The organism is Pedobacter sp. UBA4863 (genome assembly GCF_002399615.1).
In the GTDB taxonomy this organism is placed as follows: domain Bacteria; phylum Bacteroidota; class Bacteroidia; order Sphingobacteriales; family Sphingobacteriaceae; genus Pedobacter.
Genome location: NZ_DHDZ01000015.1, coordinates 166,005 through 188,013, shown reverse-complemented (window position 1 = coordinate 188,013; position 22,009 = coordinate 166,005). Strand labels below are relative to the sequence as shown.

The window sequence follows — 22,009 nt, the reverse complement described above, 5'->3', positions numbered from 1 at the left end:
TCTGATTAATCGAGCTCAGGTTACTAAATTATTAAAAGTAACTGTTTTGGCAGTAAAAACAGCAATAGCTGCCCCAATGCTTCTTCTAATTCTATCACCTGTTATTTGGGCGTAATTGCCATCGTTACCATACCCGTGTTGAATGGTAAATCCATCCAATACAGAACCATCGGCATCATCTCTTGCCGCTACTACGTGGTAAGCATCATCTGTATTGGCGGTATTGCTATTGTTTAAATCTCCACTTAGTATAGTTTCATTAAGGGTAGTAATGCTAGTTCTTTCGGCAATAGTTGCTTCTGTGCCAGCAAAGCCGCCATAAATTGCCACACCAGTTTTTAGTATAAATGACTTATCGCTATCGTTGGCAGCAGTTGGTGCAATAGTACCATCATCTGTACGTGCTGCATATATTTCTTCAGAAAGACGTTCGGTAGGTTTATAAATACCTTTTGCCACCCATACTTGTTTTGTTGTTGCACTTTCGGCTTCATTAATAGCCTGTTGCAGTTGGGTATTATCATAGGCATTGGCCCATGATGTTCCGTTTTTAAGGCCTGCACCCGCTTCGGTAACATAGATTTGAGCCATTAAAGCCGGAGAACCGAGCATCAATGATAATAGGGATAAGTAAATTTTCTTCATAATTTCTCTTGGTTTTTAGGTTAGTAATTAATTTAAAAGAAGCATTAAGCCTTTTGTAACCTAAAGACTGATTTATAGCTAGATAGGACCGTGTTTCTTTTAATGGTGATGAAACCACAGCCATATTTTACTTTGCTTTCCAAGCGATATGTTCATGTTAGTTTTATCAGTAAATAATTTACTTAATCAATTAGTTATTAAGTTATAATTTTAGAAACTGAAAAATTGTTGTTATACCTTTATCGGATCGAAAGGCAAATGAGCTTAATATGAGCTGATTTTCTGAATTAGAGCATTAATATTTTTAAATCGTACAATATATCATTAGCATGAGAATAATAGCAGAACTACCGCACCCACAATGTAAGATTAGCATCTTCAGTATGAACCAAAAATTCATTGTTAAATTTGAACAGGGGCCTTATGAACAGAGTTATAAAATTTCTGAATTAGATCTTACCGGAGGTGGTGTAAATGAAGTTTTTCAAATTATAGACGAAGCTTTTATTGAAACCGTAATAGAACGTTTTAAAACAATGAGAGTTGATTTTATAACGGCTTACCAAAGACAGCAATAGATTATTCAATTCTATCAAATAATTGATTTCCAGCGATAAAACTCATATTTCAGAATTTTATTTTGAATTTTTAACTGCTTTTTGCTGTTAAAATTACAGTTAAGAATACTTTTTGTTTAATTGAACTATATTTAACTAAAGATTTTCAATAAGTTATATTTTCAAACAAAATATTATTTTATCTTATTTTTTGCCAAATAAATGAGAGGTTTGTTGGTTTTTAGGTTCTTGTATCTTTTTATCCTTAATGCTATAAACACTAATTTATTCTTATTCTCCTACTTAGTTTCTGCATTTACATTACCTTTGCAACCCAACAAAATATAACATGGCGAACAAAAGAAATGCTGGTGTGTTGTTCATTCTGGTTACTATCCTATTCGATTGTATAGGGTTCGGAATTATTATTCCGATTATGCCCGCATTAATTAAAGAACTTACTGGAGCAAATTTGAGTGAAGCCTCGGAATATGGTGGGCTTTTACTTACCGCTTATTCGTTAATGATGTTTATTTGCTCCCCTATCCTGGGTGCTTTGAGCGATAAAATGGGACGAAGACCTGTCCTATTGATTTCGCTTTTTGGCATGGCAGTTGATTATTTCTTTTTATCGTTTGCGCATACCATTACTTTGTTATTTATTGGTCGTATTATTGCTGGACTTTGCGGTGCAAGTATTACTACAGCATCTGCTTACATTGCTGATGTGAGCACACCTGAAAAAAGAGCTCAGAATTTTGGTTTAATTGGGGCTGCTTTTGGTTTAGGTTTTATCATTGGCCCAGTAATTGGCGGCGTATTTAGTCAGTTTGGCACCCGCGTACCGTTTATGATTGCTGGAGGCTTATCGTTACTTAATTGGTTGTATGGTTATTTTATCCTTCCAGAATCCTTACAAAAAGAAAACAGACGCGAATTTGATTGGAAGCGGGCTAATCCGATAGGTGCTTTAATGCAAATTAAGCGCTATCCCTCTTTATTAGGTTTGTTGGCTTCGCTATTGATCTTGTACATTGCAGCCCAATCTACCCAAACGGTATGGTCGTTTTATACGCAAGAAAAATTTAATTGGAACGAAACTTGGATTGGCTATTCTCTAGGTTTTGTAGGTTTAACCGTTGCCATTGTGCAAGGTGGCTTAATACGGGTTATTATTCCAAAATTGGGACAAAAAAAATCTATTATGCTTGGCTTATTGCTGTATGTATTGGGTTTTGTACTTTTTGCTTTTGCCACTAAAGGTTGGATGATGTTTGCATTTATGGTGCCTTATGCCCTAGCGGGTATTACTGGCCCCGCCATACAGGGAATAATTTCTACCCAAGTAAAGCCAGATGAACAAGGCGAATTACAAGGAATTATGACCAGTTTTATGAGCTTGGCAAGTATTGTTGGGCCTTTGTTAATGTCGGCATTGTTTGCTCACTTTACCAATCCTAAAAATGGTAGTATTTATTTTCCGGGAGCTCCATTTATGATGGGCGCATTATTAACTTGTATTTCTATCGTAATTTGTTACCAAACGTTAAAGAAACATCATTAAAAAATTAGATGATTGGTTGATTTGATGATGAGCGAATGGATTGGTGGATTTTATAGCTTCTAGCTCTTAGTGATATTCATTATCACCAGTTGTTGATCTAGTCACAGCACTTGTCCACCTGTGGACAAATCTCCCAAATGGACAACATTATTATCCTATCATCTTATTAACTAATTAGCACATCATAAAAGCGCTGTAGCTAAATCTGCCAGTTCGCTCCGTTCTCCTTTTTGCAAGGTAATGTGTGCATAAAGCGGGTGATTTTTAGCATTTTCTATGAGGTAAGATAAACCATTACTTTCCGAGTCTAAGTAAGGAGTATCTATTTGATAGATATCGCCTGTAAATACAATTTTGGTATCTTCTCCTGCCCTGCTAATAATGGTTTTAATTTCGTGTGGCGTTAGGTTTTGGGCTTCGTCAATAATAAAGAATATCTTATTTAGTGTTCTGCCGCGTATAAATGCCAACGGAGCTATTTCTATTTTTTCGGTACGCACCAGTTCGTCAATTTTTAGCTGTGTTTTTTCTTCATTGGCAAATTGTTCCCTTATAAATTTAAGATTGTCCCAAATGGGTGCCATATACGGATCTACTTTTGATTTTACATCGCCTGGCAAAAAACCTATATCTTTATTGCTTAACGGTACAATAGGTCGGGTAATGTAAATTTGCCGGTATTCTCTGCGTTGCGCTAAGGCACTGGCTAAGGCTAGCAAGGTTTTTCCAGTTCCGGCATTGCCTTGTATGGTTACTAATTTAATTTCGGGGCTTAACAGTGCTTCTATGGCAAAACTTTGTTCGGCGTTACGTGGCTTTATTCCAAAAACAGCCTCTTTTTTAACTTGTTTTAAAAGGTTGTTGTTGATGCTATAAAAAGCGGCAATTTCTTTTCTTTTGTTTTTAAGGATATAAAAATGATTAGCATGCTTACAGGGCAAATTCAGTGCTGCTGCACTTATAGCGTATTCTTTCTTTAATTGTTCAAAAGCGGCTATCTCAAAGTTATTTACAATGGTTTTTCCGCTATAAAGTTCCTCTACATTCTTTACTTTTCCAGTTTCGTAATCTTCGGCATGTAAACCCAAAGCTTTTGCCTTTAAGCGCAAACAAATATCTTTAGCAACTAGAATTACTTTATGGTTCGGGTTTTCTTCTTTTAGCACCAGGGCCGAATTAAGTATTCTGTTATCGAACTTGCCATGGCTAAATAACGTTTCTGCATTTTGCTGACTTGGCACTTCTTCAATTTGTATTTTAAACTTTCCTAAACTCTTTTTATTTAACGTAAACCACGTATTGAGCAGATTATTCTTTGATGCTTTATCGATGATGCGAATGAAATTACGTGCTTCGAAATTGCGTGTATCGTTGCCACTTTTAAAATTATCCAATTCTTCTAATACCAATGCAGGCACGGCCACATCGTGCTCTTGAAAACTGTTTATTGCATCGTGGTCGTAAAGTATTACAGAGGTGTCTAGTACAAATATCTTTCTAGGAAGTTGTTGATCCTTTTTCGTCATAGTACTTTAAATTTAAGCTTTAATAAGTATAAAGTTAAATAACATCTATTTTTTTTTAAAGCTTAGTTTAACTGACATAGGGTTGTCAGTAGCGCATGTTAGGTTTGAAGTTTAATCAAAAATAGATCATGATAAAAAATCAACTTATTCAAAAATTTTATGTTGTAGGAGTTTCGATAAGAACAACTAACGAGAACGGGCAATCTGCAAAAGATATAGAAACCTTGTGGGGCAGGTTTTGGAAAGAGGATGTTCAAAAGCAAATTACCCATAAGGTTAGCGATGAAATTTATGCCGTTTATACTGACTACGAAACGGATTTTACCGGTTATTATACCACTATTGTAGGATTAGCGGTGAGCTCATTAGAAAATATTCCTCAGGGTTTTGTTGGACTTACTATTGAAACCGCTAACTACCAGAAGTTTATTTCTAAAGGGAAAATGCCCGAAGCCGTTTTTAACACTTGGCTAGAAATATGGGGAGGCGAAACCTTAAACTCAAAACGGGCCTACCAAGCCGATTTTACCATTCACGGAAAAAAATATCAGGATGGTGACAAGGCAGAAGTGGAGACTTTTATTTCTGTGAAGGATTAGCATTTATAGTTTTCGAGATTTTCTTTTTTAATCGCAAAGCCACCAAATAGCCCAAAAATTTATCCTTCGTGTTTTACTGCAATAATGATTTGCCCAATTTGTTGATTAGGACAACAAGATTTTAAAAAGTATGATAAACAAAAACGGAGAACTGCCTCTTTCGATTTGGTTCTCCGTTTTAAACCTACCCTTATTCGTAAATATGGATAAGCTATCAATTGAATTTTACTTTGCCCTTTTAAGCTTCTTTTCTTTCGAATGTTTTGCTTTAGGATGATGTTCATAGGCTTCCTTCCATAGAATTATAGCTTTTTTCCATCATTGTCTGTTATTGTTCAGTATTTGTATTGCTACTTTAGCGGCTCTATTTTTTCTTGCGAACAATTGGAGTTTGCTAATTATATTCATTTTAGTATAAAACTAAGCATGAACCTACTGCGTTACTTAAACACATATAGACTGATACAATTTGGATCCCGAAAGTTTTAGCTTTTCAGCTTACTTTTCGTTTTGGATTTTTTAAGACGGTCAAAGTACTTCGTTATTGATAGTATCTAAGTTAACTTGATAGGCAATATTTGCCAAGAAAATTGATTAAATGTTACTAACAACTTACTCACCAAATATTTAAGGTTGTTAACCGTTTTTAATGGTTAAAATATGAGCATTTTAGCGTTAATCTTAATATTGTGCAACAAACACTTCAAGTTGTTAACAATCAAGTTATTAACAAAAAATGTTGTTTTTACTAATTTTCAATAGCCATAGGCAGCTTATTTTGATCAAGTGCTTTGTATTTCTTTAAAATTTCGATTGTTTTTTTGATAGGTAGGGCTTTAACGGTTCTGCCATTTTTGCCCTTCATGTCTTCGGCCATAAATAGAGAATTGATTAATGCTTCTTGTGTAGCCTCCCAAACTGCCATAAACAATGGCGACATTTCATCGTTATTTAAATCGTCTATTGTTCTTACTTTTTCTCTAGTGGTATATGGCACACGGTTTTTGTTATAGGTAGAAAAAGCAATTGAATAATCGCCGCTGCCGTTTGAAGCGAAAGCACCTACATTGCCAAAGGCGATAAATGAACGCTTCGCTAAACGTTCAAGGTTTCTATCAGACAGAGGCGCATCTGTGGCAATAATAATCATGCAAGAACCATCTGCTTTAACTTGCTTGGTTTTGTCCATCATGTAGAAATTGTTTAGTTCGCGTCCTACTGGTGCCCCGTTAATTTGTAACACGCCCCCAAAATTAGACTGCACTAACACTCCTACCGTGTAACCACCTTTAGAAGCGGGCAATACACGAGACGAGGTTCCGATGCCTCCTTTAAAACCTAAAGCTTCGGTACCGGTACCAGCGCCAATTGCACCTTCGGCAACAGGGCCATTCTGGGCAGTTTTTAACGCTTGTAGCACATCTTCTGTTTTAACATGGCGGCCTCTAATGTCATTTAGTCCGCCATCGTTAGTTTCGCCTACCATGGCATTAACAGATTTTACATTTTCGTTGCCTGGCAGTGCCAACATATAGTCTAAAAGTGCATTTGCAACCATTGGTGCATTTAGCGTATTGGTTAATAATATTGGTGTTTCTATATTTCCCAATTCCTTAATTTGAGATAAGCCCATTGATTTACCGAAGCCGTTACCTACAAATACCGCTGCTGGTACTTTTTGCTGAAATACATTGCCCTCATGAGGAATAATTGCGGTAACACCAGTTCTGATTGAATCTTCTTTTATTAAGGTAGTATGGCCAACCTTTACCCCCGCTACGTCGGTAATGGCGTTGTGTTGTCCAGTTTTAAGAATGCCTATTTGCACACCAAAATCTCTGGCTCTGCCACGTTTTTCTTGTGCTTGTGCAACAACTGCAACTCCCAATAAAAGTACTGTTAGGGTTTTAGGGTATTTCATTATAAATTATAGTTTAAGTGTTCTTCCTAATAGTTTTCTGTTGTATTTTCCGTTCTCAATTGCAGATTTTCCATTAATAATCACGTAATCAATTCCGGTAGCAAGTTCATATGGATTGCTATAGGTGGCGTTATCCTTAATCGTCTTCGGATCGAAGATTACTAAGTCGGCATAGTTGCCTTCCTTTATGTAACCTCTGTGCTTTAACTTGAAAAAATCAGCTGTTAAACCTGTTGAGGTATATATAGCAAACTTCATAGAAATCAGTTTTTTATCTAAAACATACGTTCTTATTTTTTTGGCGAAGGAGCCTGCTGCCCTTGGATGTCCATGCACTCCATCAGAGCATGTAGCTATCCACTTGGTTGTGATAAAATTAAGTAAATCGTTTTCGTCCATTACAAAGGAATGCACCTCCATTGCCGGATATTTGGTTAAAGCCTCTACCACAATATCGTTAGCTGGTTTGTTGGTTTTCACAACAAGATCAGCAATAGTTTTACCATGATAATTTGTGTCATTAGGGCAATACAAACGTAGTTTATCGGCACCACCGAGCGTTTTAATTCGCATATTAATCCAATCCTTAATTACAACTAGCGAATCTGGCTGATTAAAATTAGCAAGCATTTGATTTTGACCCGTCCGTTTAGCCCAAGTTGGAATTAGGATATTAAGATCATCACCTGCAGCTAAATAAGGATAGACACTAGCGGTAACATTCTGCCCGTTATTTCTAGCTTGTGCTATATGTTGGATGATTTCAGTACTCATACCATGCGCTGCCGGCCCACTGGCTTTGATGTGTGAGATATGAATAGGAATATTGGCCTTTCGTCCAATTTCAAGGTTTTCATCAATAGCTTTAATACTGCCAGTATTTTGGTTGCGCATGTGCGTATCGTAAGTACCTCCGTATTTTGAAACTACTTCCGACAGTTCAATAAGCTCTGCAGTGGTGGAGAAATTTTGTGGGATGTAAGACAAGCCAGTGGAAATTCCAATAGCGCCCTCTTTCATTGCTTTTTCTACTAATTGCTTCATCTTTTCAGTTTCTGTTGCAGAAGGCAATCTATTATCATTAGCTAAAATTGCTTGTCTAACTGGACCAAAACCAACAAACGATGCCACGTTAGTACCAATGCCCGCCTTCCTAAACTTTTCGTGTTGGGTTTTAATGTTGTAAGTACCCCAGCCGTCGTTACCAAGAAAAACTGTAGTAATGCCTTGACTTAAGTATGGAAGATTAGCACGTTCAGTAGCTTTCAAAGAGTTTAAGGCAGTATCGGCATGAGTGTGCGGGTCAATAAACCCAGGCGCTACAATTTTACCTTTGGCATCGATAATTTTTTTCGCAAGAACTTTTTTTAGCGGTTTTCCTAAATACACAATTTTATCACCCTTTAAACCAATATCTCTGAAGGTAGAATCGCTTAAAGAACCATCAAAAACGCAGGCATTTTTGATATAGATATCGTATTGGGCTTTAGTTTGTGCATACAACTTGCTAAATGAGCAAAATAACATCGCTATAGTGAAGAATATTATTTTAGTAATGTAAATCTTACGCATCTTGTTTTTTTAATTTTTCCGCTGCCACTTCTCTTATTAATGCTCTAGCAATTATCCTGTTAGGGTCTATTAAAGGAATTCCTTTATATGATGTTTCTGGAAATGCTAAAGGTAATTCTGTACAGCCCAATATAAAATGAGTAGCGTTTTCTTGTATCAATACATCTATACATTGTTGCAGCTCTTGCACAGCTTTTTCCTTTACTGGCGATGAGAATGCTTTGATACCGTACGTTGGGTCATAAATGGCATCGTGTACCCTATTTTGCCAATCGATGCTAGGCTCTACCACTGTTAAACCAGCGTCAACGAGGATGTTTTTATATAAGCCAGTATTTCTAGTTCCGGTGGTAGATAGCACCGCCACTTTAGCGTTGGGCGCATTTAGCTTGATTTGGTTTACTGTTTCTTTTACCAAATGTAACAGCTTAATGTTCACCTTATTTTTTGCTAACTCTTGCTCTACAACAGAAAAAATAGCCTGCGCATGAGCCGTATTACAAGGAATAGCAGCTGCCGTTACGCCATTATCGGCCAGTTTTTTAATAATATCGGCTAGTGCATATGCTGGGTTAACATCAATTTTATTTAAAAGATATTCGGTTCTATCTACTATTAAATGTGGATAAGACATTAAGAGTACTGGCAAATGATCCTGATCTTTTTGTACATCAGTTTCCTCAATAATTTTCTTAAAAACATCTAGCCCCGCTAATGGTCCAACCCCACCTACTATCCCAATCATATTTCTTTATGCTTTTTAACTTTGTTTAATAATTAATCATTCATTTTTTCTTAGCGATTTCCCTGCTAAAACGCCTTTGTACACATCGTTTTCTATCACATGCTTGCCGTTTAAGAAAACATGTTTTATACCTGTTGCATATAAAGTAGGTTCTTGGTACGATGAGTTAGCTTTGTATTTATCCAAATCTATTACTAAGATATCAGCATAATTATCAACTTTCAAAAAGCCTCTCTTTTTTATACCAAATATTTCGGCAGTTAAACCCGATGAGGTGTGGATTGCTTGCGCTAAAGATTGCAAATTTTGGTCTGCAGCATACTTTTTTATTACTTCTGGAAATGTGCCCGTTGCCCTAGGGTGACTACTCACACCATCAGACCCAGTGACAACGAAAGGCTGTTTTAAAAACTCTTTCATCACGTCTTCGCTTTGGCTATAAGTATGTATGCCGATTCCCAGTTTGGTGTACAGCATATCTAAAACGGTATTGGCTTCAGTTTTACTTTGATTTTGTGCAATTTCATAAATGCTTTTACCTTTCCATAAGGGATTTGAATCGGCTACAACTATTCTTTTTGCACCTTCTTGGATATTCCCGCCAATGCTATTAAAATAATTGTTTACAGCATTCAGCATGTTGTTTTTATCGTTAGCGTTATTATATTTTGTGTTATATACCGACTGGGAAGTACGATAAGAGGTAGATAATATAGAACTTAATCCATCAGCCGAAGCTAAATATGGATACACGTTTGCCGTCATATCAATACCTCTGCTACGGGCATTATTCATTTGTGCAATAATATCATTTACCAAATGAAAATTAGAGATTGGCGTAACTTTAATGTGCGAAATGTGAACTTTAAGGTTGCCAGCATGTTCACTAATTTCTTCAACTTCTTTAATGGCATCAATTATACCACTACCCTGGCTTCTTAAATGAGTATCATAAACACCACCATAAGGTTGCGATGCTTTGGCTAGTTCTTTTACCTCGGTGCCCTTTCGTAGCGAATACGATTGAGGTAAGTAAGATAAAGCAGTAGAAAATCCAAATGCGCCCTCTTTCATAGCTTTAACCACCAATTCTTTCATTGTTGCCAATTGTAAAACACTGGGCTGTACATTGTCGCTACCTAATACTTCTTTTCTTACTTCGCCAAAGCCTACAAATAGGCCTGCATTGGTACCTATGCCTTCATTTTGCCATTTAGAAAGTTGTTGTTGGGTATTTATAGTACCATAACCATCGTTTCCGGTTAAAATGGTGGTAACGCCCTGCCTTAAATAAGAAAGGTTTGCTCTGGTTATGGAATTTGAGGCGTTTAATGTACTTTCACAATGGGTGTGCGGATCTATAAACCCCGGAGTAACGATAAACCCTTTAGCATCAATGGTTTTTTGAGCTGTTACATTTTTTTCATTGGCAGTTCCTATAAAAACGATAATGTTGTCTTTTATCGCAATATCCTTTATAGATGGTTCATTGCTTGTACCGTCGTATAAAAGTCCATTTTTAATCAAAATATCTGCTTCGGTAGCTTTATCCGTAGTTTTAACTTCGTTTGTAAATGCAGCATCAGTTCTACTTTTTTTACAATTTACTCCTATAAAACTAAGCGCAACAGCTATTAGGACAAATGCAATGGACTTCTTTTTCATGTTTTATTCTTGTTTATTATACCTAATTACCTTGCCTACAAGACTGCCATTGTACACATCGTTTTCAATTACCAACTGGCCATTTACAAACACCGCTTGTACGCCAGTAGCGAGATCTGTTGGGTTTTGATAGGTTGAATTTGCTTTGTAAGTTTTAGGATCGAAAATCACGATGTCGGCAATTGCACCTTCTTTTATTACTCCTCTATCTTTCAATTTAAATTTTTCAGCAGTTAGCCCGGTAGATTTATAAATCATTTCTTTTAAGGGCATTATTTTCTGCTGAATAACATACTCGTTAATTACTTTAGCAAAAGTTCCAGCGCCGCGTGGATGAGAGTCGGTACCATCTGAACCCACAACAATGTAAGGTTTTCGCAAAAAATTAAGCACATCACCTTCATCCATGCCAAATGATATTACACCAATGGTTGGATTTCTTTTCAGTATTCTGATGATAACTTCTTCCTCAGGCACGTCCCACATGTTAGCAATCTCGGCTACGGTTTTACCATTAAGGTTTGCCATCGATTTGCTTCGGGTAGTAATTAATTGAGTTTTACCGCCCCCATTTTTGATTAAACTTTGAGCAACTGCTGCTTTAATTTTCTCTAAAGAAACAGGGTCGTCAAAGTTTTTAACCATTTTCTCTGTACCCTCTTCACGAGCCCAAAGTGGTAACAAACCTCTTAAGCCATTGGCAGAAGCTGTATAAGGATATACACTAGCATCTATTGTAGAACCTTGTTTACGAGCTGCATCTAATAGCTTTAAAATATTAGTACTCTTACCAAAGGCAATAGGTCCAGAAGATTTAATATGCGAAATATGCACCTTAATACCTGCCTGTTTTTCTATTTCTAATACCTCTTCGATGGCACCTTTAGAGTTGGGCCAGCTTTGAGCACGCATGTGGGTGTCGTATATGCCATTGTATTTGGAAGCCGCTTTAGCAAGGGCAATTATTTCTGGTGTTTTAGCGAATGTTTGCGGCAAGTAAGACAATCCGGTAGAAAAACCTATGGCACCATCTTTCATGCCTTGTTCTACCACCTGCTGCATTTCAAGTACTTGTTTTTCGGTGGGTTGCACTGGCATATCGCCTACTACGGCAGTTCTAACTGGGCCAAAACCAACAAACATGGCTACATTTGGGCCTATACCGTTTTTCTCCCAGTTACTAAAAATTTGTCCAACATTGGTTTTACCATAACCATCATTACCTGTTAATACAGTGGTAACACCTTGTCTTAACCATATTAGCGCTGCTCTTTTTTCTTTATCATCAGAATCTAATAACCTTTCGATATGGGTATGTGGGTCTATAAAACCAGGTGCTATATATTTTCCTTTGGCATCAATTATTTTTTTAGGTGGTTGAGCCAATTTATTGCTATTACCTATAAATACAATTTTATTTTGGTAAATACCTATATCTTGTTGTACAGAATCTGCGCCAGTACCGTCAAATACATAGCCGTTTTTAATTAGATAATCTATTTTTTGAGCATGTGCACCAAATATTGCAGTAATTATGAGCAAGTTGGTTAAGCATAGTTTCTTCATCTATTTTATTTAATAAAAATGATAGACTTAATTTTTATAGAACCAATAAGTTTGATCTTTGCCCATGATTTGGTTAAGAACAGGTACGAAAGCCGTATTTCCTTTGCTTGAATTTGTAAATATTGTAATGGCCTTTTTGCTTTTTGGATATACCAAGAATACACACCTAAAACCACCAGATTTAGCACTTCCGTTTGAGCCCGTGTGCCAATATGCAGTACCCGCCTCGTTTTCTTGAATGCGAATACCTAAACAACCTTTCACATATTTATCCTTCTCTTTTTCTTTTCCTTTTAAGGCTGTGGTTACTGTGGGAGTTAGAAATTCTTGGTACATTTTTTTAGATAAGCCTTTGCCATTTAACACACCTTCTATAACAAATTTCATATACTCATCTGCTGTGGTGTATAAAGTATAAGCGTCATTACCTTCTGTAAATTTTTGTACTCTTCCCGAAGTAGTTAAATCATCTCTGTGGGCTAAAGTTATGTTTTTACCAATTTCATTGGTAAAGGTGTAATGAGATTTTTTCATCCCAAATGGTTTAAAAATATATTCAGTACAAATTTGATCTAAAGTTTTACCTGTAATTTTTTCGGCTACTAATTGTAGGTAATAGTAAGCCTCTCCAGAATAGGTGAAATCAGTTCCAGGAGTAAACCTTGTTTTTAATTCGCTGTTTTTCCAAGCGGTAGAACCTGCTGCTGCTTCCCAATTTACTAAACCCGTTTGGTGAGTTAATACGTGTCTGCCAGTCATTAACTCTTTATTCGGATCATTTTTTAAGCGATCGTACTCGTAATATTTCCATAAAGGTTTATCCAAATCTAGTAAACCCTTATCAGCCAATATTAAAAAAGCATAAGTGGCTACAACTTTGCTTAAAGAAGCTGCCTGAAATATGGTTTTGCTATCAATAGGTTCTGCAGTTGTTGTACTTTTTACGCCATAGTTATAGTGTTCTACTTTGCCATTGTTTAAATATGCTATTTGTATTGCCGGAGTTTTAGTTTTTGCAATTTCAACAAGTTTTAAATAAGTAATTGCAGAGTCTATTTTTTGAGCTTTTGCGCTAATAATGATTTCTTTTTTTCCAGCAGATACTAATACAAATAGGCAACTTAATGCGATAAATATTTTCTTCATTAACTTTTTATTAAAAGGGGTGTTTTATTAAGACGTTATTTTTAATTAGATAGTCCGTTTGAGCTTATAAAATAGATGTAATTATATTGCTTCATCGTTTTTTCGGCATTTCTGTCCAAATTTAACATTTTCCATCTCAAATAATATTAGTTTTGTATATGCTTCATAAACCAATTAGAGATACACAAGATTTTTTACTGAGCAATTATTTTGCAGAGGGTCTTCGTATTACTTTTGGTGTATTGTGTCCCTCGTTAATTATGGCACATTTTGGCATGCTACAGTATGGCATGACCCTATCTTTGGGCGCACTTTGTGTAAGCATTGTAGATTCTCCTGGCCCAATACAGCACCGCAGAAACGCCATGTTTGTAACTACCGCATTGTTGTTTTTGGTAACCATTATTGTTGGCCTTACCAATAAAAGCGACCTTTTTATTGGTATTTTGCTTGTGGCGTTTAGCTTTATATTTTCGATGCTGTTTCTTTATGGAGCGAGAGCCGCCGCAATAGGCACATCGGTACTGCTCGTTATGATTTTAAGTATTGACGATGTACGGCCTTGGCAGGAAGTGATTTTTTATAGTATGTTGGTCTTTATCGGCAGTATTTGGTACACTTCTTTAAGCTACCTCATTTATCGGTTACGCCCTTACAGACTTGCACAGCAAACATTGAGTGATGCTATACTTGAGATAGCTAATTTTTTACGAGTAAAGGCTAAATTCTACTCTCACAAAACCAATTACGAAAAGAATTTCGCCTATTTATTGCAATTGCAAGTAAACGTTCACGAAAAACAGGACGAAGTTAGGGAGGTATTGTTTAAAACCAGAGAAATAGTACGAGATTCTACCCCACAAGGTAGGTTTCTAGTTATTGTTTTTACAGATACGGTTGATTTATTTGAGCAGGTAATGTCAACCTACTACAATTATAAACAGTTGCACGAACAGTTCGATTCTATTGGGATTTTAGCACATTATGAAGAGGCGATCAATAAAATTTCGGATTCGTTGGACGATATTGCCTTTGCCTTAAAAAGTGGTGGCACACCTAGCCTTGCCGACAACCTGGAGAACGATTTAGTAAACCTGCGAAAAGAAATAAGTGATTTAGAACAAAGCAGCAGCAACGATTATAATACCTTGGGCATTATCGCCCTAAAAAATATTGAAGTAAATATTGAGAACATTGTAGCCAGAATAAAAACCATTAACAGGTATTTTAATAAGAAAGAACAAAAAAAGATAAAAAAAGGCGATGTGGATGTAGCCAAGTTTGTTACCTCGCAAGAGATTAACATTAAATTACTGTTAAACAACCTTACCTTCAGTTCCTCTACTTTTAGGCACTCGCTACGCGTAGCAATTGTGATGTTTATTGGCTTTGTTACTGCCAGAAGCTTAGATTTTGAGCACAGCTACTGGATTTTACTAACCATATTGGTAATATCTAAACCTGGCTTTAGCTTAACCAAAGAAAGAAACTACCATCGTATTATTGGTACTGTTGTTGGCGCATTTATTGGTATGGGCATATTGCACTATATCCACGATAAAAACACCTTATTTGTTATCTTAATTTTATTCATGATAGCCGGTTATAGTTTTCAGCGCAAAAATTATGTGGTTAGTGTGCTTTTCATGACTCCATACATCCTTATTATCTTTAATTTTTTGGGCATGGGTACCATGTCTATAGCTAAAGAAAGAATTTACGATACCTTAATTGGTTCGGGAATTGCTTTGCTGGCCAGTTATTCGCTTTTCCCTAATTGGGAACACCAAAAAGTTAAAGATGCCATGTTGGAAATGATTAAATCCAATCAGTGGTATTTTAAAGAAGTAACCAAGCTCTATTTCGAAAAAGGTTTTGATCTTACCAATTACAAATTGGCCAGAAAGGAAGTTTATGTAAAAACTTCAAATTTAGCTTCGATGTTTCAAAGAATGTTCTCGGAACCCAAAAGCAAACAGGTGCACATTAAAGAGCTTCATCAATTTACGGTGTTAAATCACCTGCTTTCCTCGTACATTGCCAGCTTATCATTGTACATTAAAGAACATAATTTTATTTATGTAGATTATCAGGATATTAGACCTATTGCCGACAATACGACCTACTTGTTAGAAAAGGCTGGAGATAACCTAGAACAGCAAACCAACAATTTGAGTAATGTGCCTTTGATAAGATTAAAGAACAATACGGATATTTCTTTAACCGATACAGACATTGTGATAGAAGAACAATTTGATCTGATACAAAAGGTTTCTTACGATATTTTTAAGCTTACTGAAAAAATTAAGATTTAAGTAGCGTAGTGCTGTATTGGTCGATATTTGTACGTTTTTAATGTAACGGATCATTATTGGTTTTAATGAGCTTCAACTTTGTAAATAGTAGCTCTTTAAAAGTACCATGTTCATAAGCCAGCAAACTAAAACCATCATTTATTTGTTGCGTCTACAAATTAAATAAGATGGAAAATATATATACAGCTACGGTTACCGTTATTGGTGGTAGAGATGGTCATGCAAAATCTAGCGACGGCATATTTGAAACTAGTTTGAGGAAACCGAAAGAAATGGGCGGACAAGGTGGTGCAACCAACCCCGAACAGCTATTTGCTGCAGCTTGGGGTTCTTGCTATTTAGGTGCCTTGCAAGCTGTTGCCGAGCCTGAAGGTATTGATACCAGTAATGCAATTATAAATGTGCATATATCTTTTAATAAACTTGAAAAGAGTTTTGTTCTTGCGGCAGATTTAGATGTGCATATACCGGGTATTGATATGGTAAAAGCCCAATCATTAGTAGATAAAGCACATGCTGTTTGTCCTTATTCTAAAGCTACAAAAGGAAATATAGCAACTAGGGCTACAGCTGTTTAGTCTTTGTTTTAACCTATGGTCAGTGTAATTGCTACTTGTTGTGGTAGAGTGATAACCCAAACACCAGTAAAATTGTTAGGTTGCTCACAGCTTTATGTAGTTTAAAACGCAACAAATACGTTTCCTCACAGCAAAAGTTTACTGGCTAAGCCCAACAATAGCAAGAAACCAAAAACATCTGTAAAGGTGGTTATAATAATAGATGAGGCGATTGCTGGGTCTATCCCTACCCTTTTTAAAATTAACGGGATACCGGCACCTGTAAAACCCGCAATAATAAGATTTCCGGTCATGGCCAGAAAAATTACTAAACCTAACATTAAATTGGCATCGAAGAAATAGGCAAAAGCCAATACAATTAAGCCGGTTACAGCACCGTTAATCATCCCTACGGTAAATTCTTTTAAAACTGCTCTATAAGCCTGCTGGTCTGTTAAGTCGAATAACGAAATACGCCTAACGGTAACGGCTAATGCCTGTGTGGCTGCGTTTCCGCCCATGCCTGCAATAATGGTCATATATGCAGAAAGAACTGCTAAATGCGCAAGTGTATTTTCGTAATACCTTATCACTGCCGAAGCCAAAAACGCCGTTCCCAAGTTAATGATCAGCCAAGGCAATCGAGATTTAACGGCATCTATCCAATTACCTGCCAATTCTTCATCTTCAGATACCCCCGATATTTTTAAAATATCTTCTGTATTCTCGTCTTCTAAAACGTCTATCACATCGTCGAAAGTTACCCTGCCCAATAGCTTCGCATGCTTGTCAACCACCGGAATACTCGTTAAATTATATTGAGATAATAGTTTTGCCACTTCTTCTTGGTCTGTATCTGCTTTTACATAAACAGCATTGGGGTTTACCATATCGGTAATTTTCACATTACCTTTTGCCTTGATGATATCTTTTAATGACACAATGCCTTTAAAACAGCTTTCATCATCTACCACAAAAACTGTATAAAATTCTTCTATTTCTTCGCTTTGCCTAATAATTTCGTCAATCGCATCCTTTTTGGTTAGGTTAATGTTCACCTTAATCATTTGCGTATTCATTAAACCACCAGCAGTTTCCTCATGGTAGCTTAATAAATTCCGGATACTTTCGGCATCATCTGCGCTTAAATCTTCTAGAATTTCCTGCTGTTCTTCTGCATCTAACTGCGAAATAATGTCGGTTGCATCATCATAATCCAGTTCTTCTACAATTTCTGTTCTTTTTTCGGGGTGCAACTGTATCAAAAGCTCTTCTGGATGGGCTTCTTCGCTCATCTCGGCAATTACTTCTGATGCTTTTTCTACCTCTAGCAGGTTAATGATACGCTGTCTATCCTCAGCATTAATATTTTCGAAAAGAATAGCAATTTCGGAAGCATGGTATTCGGCTAAAGTTTGGGCCAATAATTGGTCATTGCCATTTATGGCTTTATTTAGCTTAGAAAGATCTGTTTTATCTAATTCGAACGATTGCATTGACACGCGTTGTTAAAATATTTTTTTCATTATAATTTAATAGAAGTGATACCTAAACCTACCGCCACAGCAATGCCAAAACTTAACAAAGTGCCTATTAAAACATACTCGGTAAGTTTTAACTCATTTCCTTCCTTTAGGTTACCAAACCTAAAGATTGATTTTGCTGCCAAAAGAAAGCCCACCGCTTCTAAATGATTGGTGAGTACAAAAATATAAATTAGTAGCCTTTCTAAAATACCAATAAACTTGCCAGCATTTTGTAATGAAATAGCATTTTTACTTGGTATAAATCTGGCAATAACTACCTTAATAACAATTGCCGTTGGTAGTGTTAATAGTAAACCGCCAAAAAGATACAGCCAAAATTTAACGTTTTGTAAAAAGCTAAAATTTATAGTTGCACCGTCGTAAAAGCTTAGCCAACAAACTATAATTACAGCAATATGCAATGCTTGGTCTGCAAAAAACCATGCTTTTTTAGTTTTAGTTTGCTGAAATAGTAACTTAGTGGCATCTATTATATAATGGGTAACACCAATAATTAAAGCTTGTAGCCAAACATCAAACGAAAAAAAGACAAGAAATATCAATGCAAAGTGTAATGCCACATGGAAATATAACTTACTAGATTTTAGTTTCATACGCTCTTTTTCTACCACCCATTTATCTGGTTGCAGAAAAAAATCACCCATTATGTGAGCTAAAAGAAGTTTAATTAATACGATTTCCATTGCTCAAAAACTTTAGCTACCAACAGTCTGTACTTTTTTTCCAGCTCCATTATCTCCGAAAAATGCGCTCTTTTAAGTGCTTCGCTAATAGAAGATTGGCTTCTTCCAGAAATTTTCGCAATCTTATCTTGGTTTTCATTTTGGTTTTCAATGGTTTGCTTTACTACCTCAGAAGCTATCGGGCTCCAACTGTCCATGGCAATTAAGGCCAATTTAAAGTACAGGTTCATATCTTCATCAAACTCAACTGATGGGCTTTTTACCACTAAGTTTACTTTATTGCTTTTCAAGCCATCAAATCCCTCTCCCGAGTTTACGTAAGCTTCTCCGCTAGCTTCAGTAACTTTAGCTGTAGCTATTTTTGCTTTCTTACCTAAACCAATACTTAACCTCACATCTGCCCCTTTAATAGTCTTTATACACGCTTTAATATACACCGAAGTAAGCAAAGCCTGTTGCGAAGGCAATTCTATTTGAAAGCTATCACCTCTAAAAATTTCCCATTTGGTATCTTCCTTTGGCAAAGCCGATAAAGCTTCTTTCAAAATCTCTATCCAAAGAGATGGTAGCTCTCTCGAATTAACGATATCTCCTGTAATTACTGCAATCATAACTCTAATATCGGCAAAAAAGCCGATAAATCAAATTATCGGCTAAATGCCCGATAATTAAGAATATCGGACAAAGAACCGATTTTTAAATATGGGTACAGCTAATGAGTAATTCTCACACAATGCACAATGAGCTAATTAAACGTTATTTGACAAAACAGCCACATATAAACCATACTAATTTTGCAGTTTTGAAGTAAATTTAACTAACGATGAATTTAGATACTAAAGTAGCCTATATTACAGGCGGAACAAAAGGCATTGGTTTTGGTATTGCGAAAGCATTGGTGCAAGCTGGTGTAAAAGTGGCCATATCTGGCCGGAAATTAGAAGATGTATTGCAAGCAAAAGCCAACTTGGGCAGCGAAAATGTATTAGCCATTGCTGCTGATGTAAGAAATTTTGAAGACGAAGAAAAAGCTGTAGCGCAAATTGTAGCCAAATTTGGAAAATTAGACATTGTAATTGCCAATGCAGGCTTGGGCAAGTTTGCGCCCATAGACCAATTAAGTTTAGAAGATTGGAATGCGATGATTGACACCAATTTAACTGGCGTTTTCCATACGCTGAAAGCCAGTGTAGCACAGCTAAAGGCAAATAAAGGTTACTACATTTCTATCTCTAGCCTAGCAGGCACTAATTTCTTTGCCAATGGCGCTGGTTACAACGCTTCTAAATTTGGTGTAGTTGGTTTTACACAGGCCGCTATGTTAGATCTAAGAGAGTACGACATTAAAACCACGACCATTATGCCCGGTTCGGTAACCTCGCACTTTAACGGCCATCAACCTAACGATGCTGATGGCTGGAAAATACAACCCGAAGACATAGGTCAAATGGTAGTAGATTTACTGAACTTAAATCCTAATGTATTGCCTTCAAAAATTGAGGTAAGACCAACTAGAACTAAATAGTTTTTTTAAGCCACAGTTGCACAAATGAATATTTTAAACAAAGAAATCTATGTAGCTGTGGCACTATTTTACAAAAATACATCCTTATAAAAATTATAAACAAGCCTTGCTTTTGCATTATCATTTGTAGGTCAATGTATTGGCTTGCTAAAAAATTTATTATCAACAGGGCAGCAACAACAACTTTATTTTCATACCTTTGTATCCCGTACAAAAAGCAGCAAAATGTATTTGTTGCACCAAAAATTCATCCATGACTAAGTATATTTTTGTTACGGGCGGTGTTACTTCCTCCTTAGGAAAAGGCATCATTTCCGCATCTTTAGCTAAACTTTTACAAGCCAGGGGTTACCGAGTAACCATTCAAAAGTTCGATCCTTATATCAATATCGATCCAGGAACCTTAAATCCTTATGAACATGGCGAGTGCTTTGTAACTGAAGATGGTGCAGAAACCGATTTAGACTTAGGACACTATGAGCGTTTCTTGAACGTTCCTACCTCGCAAGCCAATAACATCACTACTGGCCGTATTTACCAGAATGTTATCAACAAAGAGCGTCAGGGCGAATTTTTAGGTAAAACCGTACAAGTGGTGCCTCACATTACCGACGAAATTAAGCGCAACATGCGCATTTTGGGCGAAAGCGGCGATTACGACATTGTAATTACCGAAATTGGTGGTACAGTAGGCGATATTGAATCGCTGCCTTTTGTAGAGGCCGTTCGTCAGTTTAAATGGGAAGAAGGCAACAACAATGCTTTAGTGATCCATTTAACGCTAGTTCCTTATTTAGCTGCTGCTGGCGAGTTAAAAACCAAGCCTACACAACATTCGGTTAAAGCATTGTTAGAGTATGGCATACAACCAGATATTTTGGTTTGCAGAACAGAACACCCAATAAGCCAAGATATTAGAAGAAAAATTGCATTGTTTTGTAATGTTAACATTAACGCAGTGGTAGAATCTATAGATGCACCGTCTATTTATGATGTACCTCTATTAATGTACAAAGAGCAATTGGATAAAACAGTATTGAGCAAGCTAAAACTACCTACCAAGGCAGAACCTAGCATGGAAAGCTGGAAAGACTTTTTAGGCCGTTTAAAAAATCCAACTTCTGAAGTAAAAATAGGCTTAGTAGGTAAATATGTAGAATTGCCAGATGCTTATAAATCTATTACAGAAGCCTTTATACACGCTGGCGCAAAAAACGAATGTAAAGTTCGTGTAGAGTACATTCCGTCCGAAAGTGTTTTTGCAGATAATGTAAAAGAAAAATTGGGCCACTTAGACGGAGTGTTGGTAGCCCCAGGTTTTGGTAGTAGAGGCATAGAAGGGAAAATTGATGCTATTAAATATGTTAGAGAGAATAATGTTCCTTTCTTCGGTATTTGCCTAGGCATGCAATGTTGTGTAATTGAATTTGGTCGAAACGTTTTAGGTTTAACGGGTGCAAATACCACTGAAATTGACGAAAACACTCCCCATCCGGTAATTAATATGATGGAAGACCAAAAAAATATAACCGAAAAAGGTGGTACTATGCGTTTAGGTGCATATCCATGTGATATTAAAAAAGGTACAAAAGCCTTTGCTGCGTATGGCAAACAGCACATTTCAGAACGTCACCGTCATCGTTACGAGTTTAACAACGCTTACTTGGCGCAATACGAAGCCGCCGGAATGATTGCTTCGGGCATTAACCCAGAAAGTAATTTGGTAGAGATTGTAGAACTTAAAAACCATCCGTTTTTTGTAGGTGGACAGTTCCATCCAGAATTAAAATCAACAGTTGCTAATCCTCACCCACTTTTTATTAAATTTGTGGCCGCTGCAATGGAGCAAGTTAAAAAGAAAGCAACAAAATAGAAG

At 36.5% G+C, this 22,009-nt stretch carries 18 protein-coding genes; 7 read left to right on the top strand and 11 right to left on the bottom strand.

Annotated features, from left to right (window positions below; all coding sequences use genetic code 11):
- Positions 1 to 15: 15 nt before the first annotated feature.
- Positions 16 to 645 (bottom strand): hypothetical protein, encoded by a 630-nt coding sequence (locus tag B3I52_RS02655; RefSeq protein ID WP_293298348.1) that lies wholly within the window; start codon positions 643 to 645, stop codon positions 16 to 18.
- Between the two features lie 329 nt (positions 646 to 974).
- On the opposite strand from B3I52_RS02655, the gene B3I52_RS02650 reads away from it, so the two are divergent.
- Together B3I52_RS02650 and B3I52_RS02645 are read left to right on the top strand one after the other, a co-directional pair.
- Positions 975 to 1,223, top strand: coding sequence for a hypothetical protein (locus B3I52_RS02650; protein ID WP_293298345.1), 249 nt, complete (start codon positions 975 to 977; stop codon positions 1,221 to 1,223).
- A 328-nt stretch (positions 1,224 to 1,551) separates the two neighbouring features.
- Positions 1,552 to 2,766 (top strand): TCR/Tet family MFS transporter, encoded by a 1,215-nt coding sequence (locus tag B3I52_RS02645; protein WP_293298342.1) that lies wholly within the window; start codon positions 1,552 to 1,554, stop codon positions 2,764 to 2,766.
- A gap of 182 nt (positions 2,767 to 2,948) precedes the next feature.
- On the opposite strand, the gene B3I52_RS02640 is transcribed toward B3I52_RS02645, so the two are convergent.
- Positions 2,949 to 4,292, bottom strand: a complete 1,344-nt coding sequence (locus tag B3I52_RS02640; RefSeq protein ID WP_293298339.1) for a PhoH family protein — start codon at positions 4,290 to 4,292, stop codon at positions 2,949 to 2,951.
- Between the two features lie 128 nt (positions 4,293 to 4,420).
- Between B3I52_RS02640 and B3I52_RS02635 the strand changes: the two genes are divergently transcribed.
- Complete coding sequence (locus tag B3I52_RS02635; protein WP_293298337.1) at positions 4,421 to 4,891, top strand: GyrI-like domain-containing protein; 471 nt, start codon at positions 4,421 to 4,423, stop codon at positions 4,889 to 4,891.
- Between the two features lie 748 nt (positions 4,892 to 5,639).
- Here the strand turns inward: B3I52_RS02635 and B3I52_RS02630 are convergent.
- The 6 genes from B3I52_RS02630 to B3I52_RS02605 are packed head-to-tail and all read right to left on the bottom strand — an operon-like array spanning position 5,640 to position 13,506.
- A complete protein-coding gene (locus B3I52_RS02630) occupies positions 5,640 to 6,812 on the bottom strand; it encodes a P1 family peptidase (protein WP_293298335.1) in 1,173 nt (390 codons plus the stop codon).
- 6 nt (positions 6,813 to 6,818) lie between these two features.
- Positions 6,819 to 8,384 carry an N-acyl-D-amino-acid deacylase family protein gene (locus tag B3I52_RS02625; protein ID WP_293298332.1) on the bottom strand — a complete coding sequence of 522 codons (1,566 nt, stop codon included), beginning with the start codon at positions 8,382 to 8,384 and terminating at the stop codon, positions 6,819 to 6,821.
- The gene (locus B3I52_RS02620) at positions 8,377 to 9,129 is read right to left on the bottom strand and encodes an aspartate/glutamate racemase family protein (RefSeq protein WP_293298329.1); all 753 of its coding nucleotides are present in this window, start codon (positions 9,127 to 9,129) and stop codon (positions 8,377 to 8,379) included. The genes B3I52_RS02625 and B3I52_RS02620 overlap by 8 nt, the downstream gene beginning before the upstream one ends.
- A 36-nt stretch (positions 9,130 to 9,165) precedes the next feature.
- Positions 9,166 to 10,794: an N-acyl-D-amino-acid deacylase family protein gene (locus tag B3I52_RS02615; protein WP_293298326.1), complete on the bottom strand. Its 1,629-nt coding sequence runs from the start codon at positions 10,792 to 10,794 to the stop codon at positions 9,166 to 9,168.
- 3 nt (positions 10,795 to 10,797) lie between these two features.
- Positions 10,798 to 12,360 carry an N-acyl-D-amino-acid deacylase family protein gene (locus B3I52_RS02610; protein WP_293298323.1) on the bottom strand — a complete coding sequence of 521 codons (1,563 nt, stop codon included), beginning with the start codon at positions 12,358 to 12,360 and terminating at the stop codon, positions 10,798 to 10,800.
- 27 nt (positions 12,361 to 12,387) lie between these two features.
- Positions 12,388 to 13,506 (bottom strand): serine hydrolase domain-containing protein, encoded by a 1,119-nt coding sequence (locus tag B3I52_RS02605; RefSeq protein ID WP_293298321.1) that lies wholly within the window; start codon positions 13,504 to 13,506, stop codon positions 12,388 to 12,390.
- Positions 13,507 to 13,664: 158 nt separating this feature from the next.
- On the opposite strand from B3I52_RS02605, the gene B3I52_RS02600 reads away from it, so the two are divergent.
- Together B3I52_RS02600 and B3I52_RS02595 are read left to right on the top strand one after the other, a co-directional pair.
- Entirely contained in the window at positions 13,665 to 15,821 is a 2,157-nt protein-coding gene (locus B3I52_RS02600) for an FUSC family protein (RefSeq protein WP_293298319.1), read from the top strand.
- 167 nt (positions 15,822 to 15,988) lie between these two features.
- On the top strand, positions 15,989 to 16,399 hold the full coding sequence (locus B3I52_RS02595; RefSeq protein ID WP_293298317.1) for an organic hydroperoxide resistance protein: 411 nt from the start codon (positions 15,989 to 15,991) through the stop codon (positions 16,397 to 16,399).
- A gap of 125 nt (positions 16,400 to 16,524) precedes the next feature.
- Here the strand turns inward: B3I52_RS02595 and mgtE are convergent, their stop codons facing one another.
- The 3 genes from mgtE to B3I52_RS02580 are packed head-to-tail and all read right to left on the bottom strand — an operon-like array spanning position 16,525 to position 19,219.
- Positions 16,525 to 17,874 carry a magnesium transporter gene (mgtE, locus tag B3I52_RS02590; RefSeq protein WP_293298314.1) on the bottom strand — a complete coding sequence of 450 codons (1,350 nt, stop codon included), beginning with the start codon at positions 17,872 to 17,874 and terminating at the stop codon, positions 16,525 to 16,527.
- A gap of 29 nt (positions 17,875 to 17,903) precedes the next feature.
- Positions 17,904 to 18,569, bottom strand: a complete 666-nt coding sequence (locus tag B3I52_RS02585) for a DUF3307 domain-containing protein (protein ID WP_293298312.1) — start codon at positions 18,567 to 18,569, stop codon at positions 17,904 to 17,906.
- A 23-nt stretch (positions 18,570 to 18,592) separates the two neighbouring features.
- Positions 18,593 to 19,219, bottom strand: a complete 627-nt coding sequence (locus B3I52_RS02580) for a hypothetical protein (protein ID WP_293298309.1) — start codon at positions 19,217 to 19,219, stop codon at positions 18,593 to 18,595.
- 212 nt (positions 19,220 to 19,431) lie between these two features.
- On the opposite strand from B3I52_RS02580, the gene B3I52_RS02575 reads away from it, so the two are divergent.
- Entirely contained in the window at positions 19,432 to 20,133 is a 702-nt protein-coding gene (locus tag B3I52_RS02575; protein ID WP_293298306.1) for an SDR family oxidoreductase, read from the top strand.
- 253 nt (positions 20,134 to 20,386) lie between these two features.
- Complete coding sequence (locus B3I52_RS02570; protein ID WP_293298303.1) at positions 20,387 to 22,006, top strand: CTP synthase; 1,620 nt, start codon at positions 20,387 to 20,389, stop codon at positions 22,004 to 22,006.
- Positions 22,007 to 22,009: the final 3 nt, after the last annotated feature.

What these genes read in the sequence shown, in the direction of transcription:
- B3I52_RS02620 (WP_293298329.1), bottom strand. Translation starts at nt 9,129, where the DNA reads ATGATTGGGATAGTAGGTGGGGTTGGACCATTAGCGGGGCTAGATGTT.
- B3I52_RS02575 (WP_293298306.1), top strand. Translation starts at nt 19,432, where the DNA reads ATGAATTTAGATACTAAAGTAGCCTATATTACAGGCGGAACAAAAGGC.
- B3I52_RS02630 (WP_293298335.1), bottom strand. Translation starts at nt 6,812, where the DNA reads ATGAAATACCCTAAAACCCTAACAGTACTTTTATTGGGAGTTGCAGTT.
- B3I52_RS02610 (WP_293298323.1), bottom strand. Translation starts at nt 12,360, where the DNA reads ATGAAGAAACTATGCTTAACCAACTTGCTCATAATTACTGCAATATTT.
- B3I52_RS02640 (WP_293298339.1), bottom strand. Translation starts at nt 4,292, where the DNA reads ATGACGAAAAAGGATCAACAACTTCCTAGAAAGATATTTGTACTAGAC.
- B3I52_RS02645 (WP_293298342.1), top strand. Translation starts at nt 1,552, where the DNA reads ATGGCGAACAAAAGAAATGCTGGTGTGTTGTTCATTCTGGTTACTATC.
- B3I52_RS02655 (WP_293298348.1), bottom strand. Translation starts at nt 645, where the DNA reads ATGAAGAAAATTTACTTATCCCTATTATCATTGATGCTCGGTTCTCCG.
- B3I52_RS02580 (WP_293298309.1), bottom strand. Translation starts at nt 19,219, where the DNA reads ATGATTGCAGTAATTACAGGAGATATCGTTAATTCGAGAGAGCTACCA.
- mgtE (WP_293298314.1), bottom strand. Translation starts at nt 17,874, where the DNA reads ATGCAATCGTTCGAATTAGATAAAACAGATCTTTCTAAGCTAAATAAA.
- B3I52_RS02595 (WP_293298317.1), top strand. Translation starts at nt 15,989, where the DNA reads ATGGAAAATATATATACAGCTACGGTTACCGTTATTGGTGGTAGAGAT.
- B3I52_RS02615 (WP_293298326.1), bottom strand. Translation starts at nt 10,794, where the DNA reads ATGAAAAAGAAGTCCATTGCATTTGTCCTAATAGCTGTTGCGCTTAGT.
- B3I52_RS02650 (WP_293298345.1), top strand. Translation starts at nt 975, where the DNA reads ATGAGAATAATAGCAGAACTACCGCACCCACAATGTAAGATTAGCATC.
- B3I52_RS02625 (WP_293298332.1), bottom strand. Translation starts at nt 8,384, where the DNA reads ATGCGTAAGATTTACATTACTAAAATAATATTCTTCACTATAGCGATG.
- B3I52_RS02585 (WP_293298312.1), bottom strand. Translation starts at nt 18,569, where the DNA reads ATGGGTGATTTTTTTCTGCAACCAGATAAATGGGTGGTAGAAAAAGAG.
- B3I52_RS02605 (WP_293298321.1), bottom strand. Translation starts at nt 13,506, where the DNA reads ATGAAGAAAATATTTATCGCATTAAGTTGCCTATTTGTATTAGTATCT.
- B3I52_RS02635 (WP_293298337.1), top strand. Translation starts at nt 4,421, where the DNA reads ATGATAAAAAATCAACTTATTCAAAAATTTTATGTTGTAGGAGTTTCG.
- B3I52_RS02600 (WP_293298319.1), top strand. Translation starts at nt 13,665, where the DNA reads ATGCTTCATAAACCAATTAGAGATACACAAGATTTTTTACTGAGCAAT.
- B3I52_RS02570 (WP_293298303.1), top strand. Translation starts at nt 20,387, where the DNA reads ATGACTAAGTATATTTTTGTTACGGGCGGTGTTACTTCCTCCTTAGGA.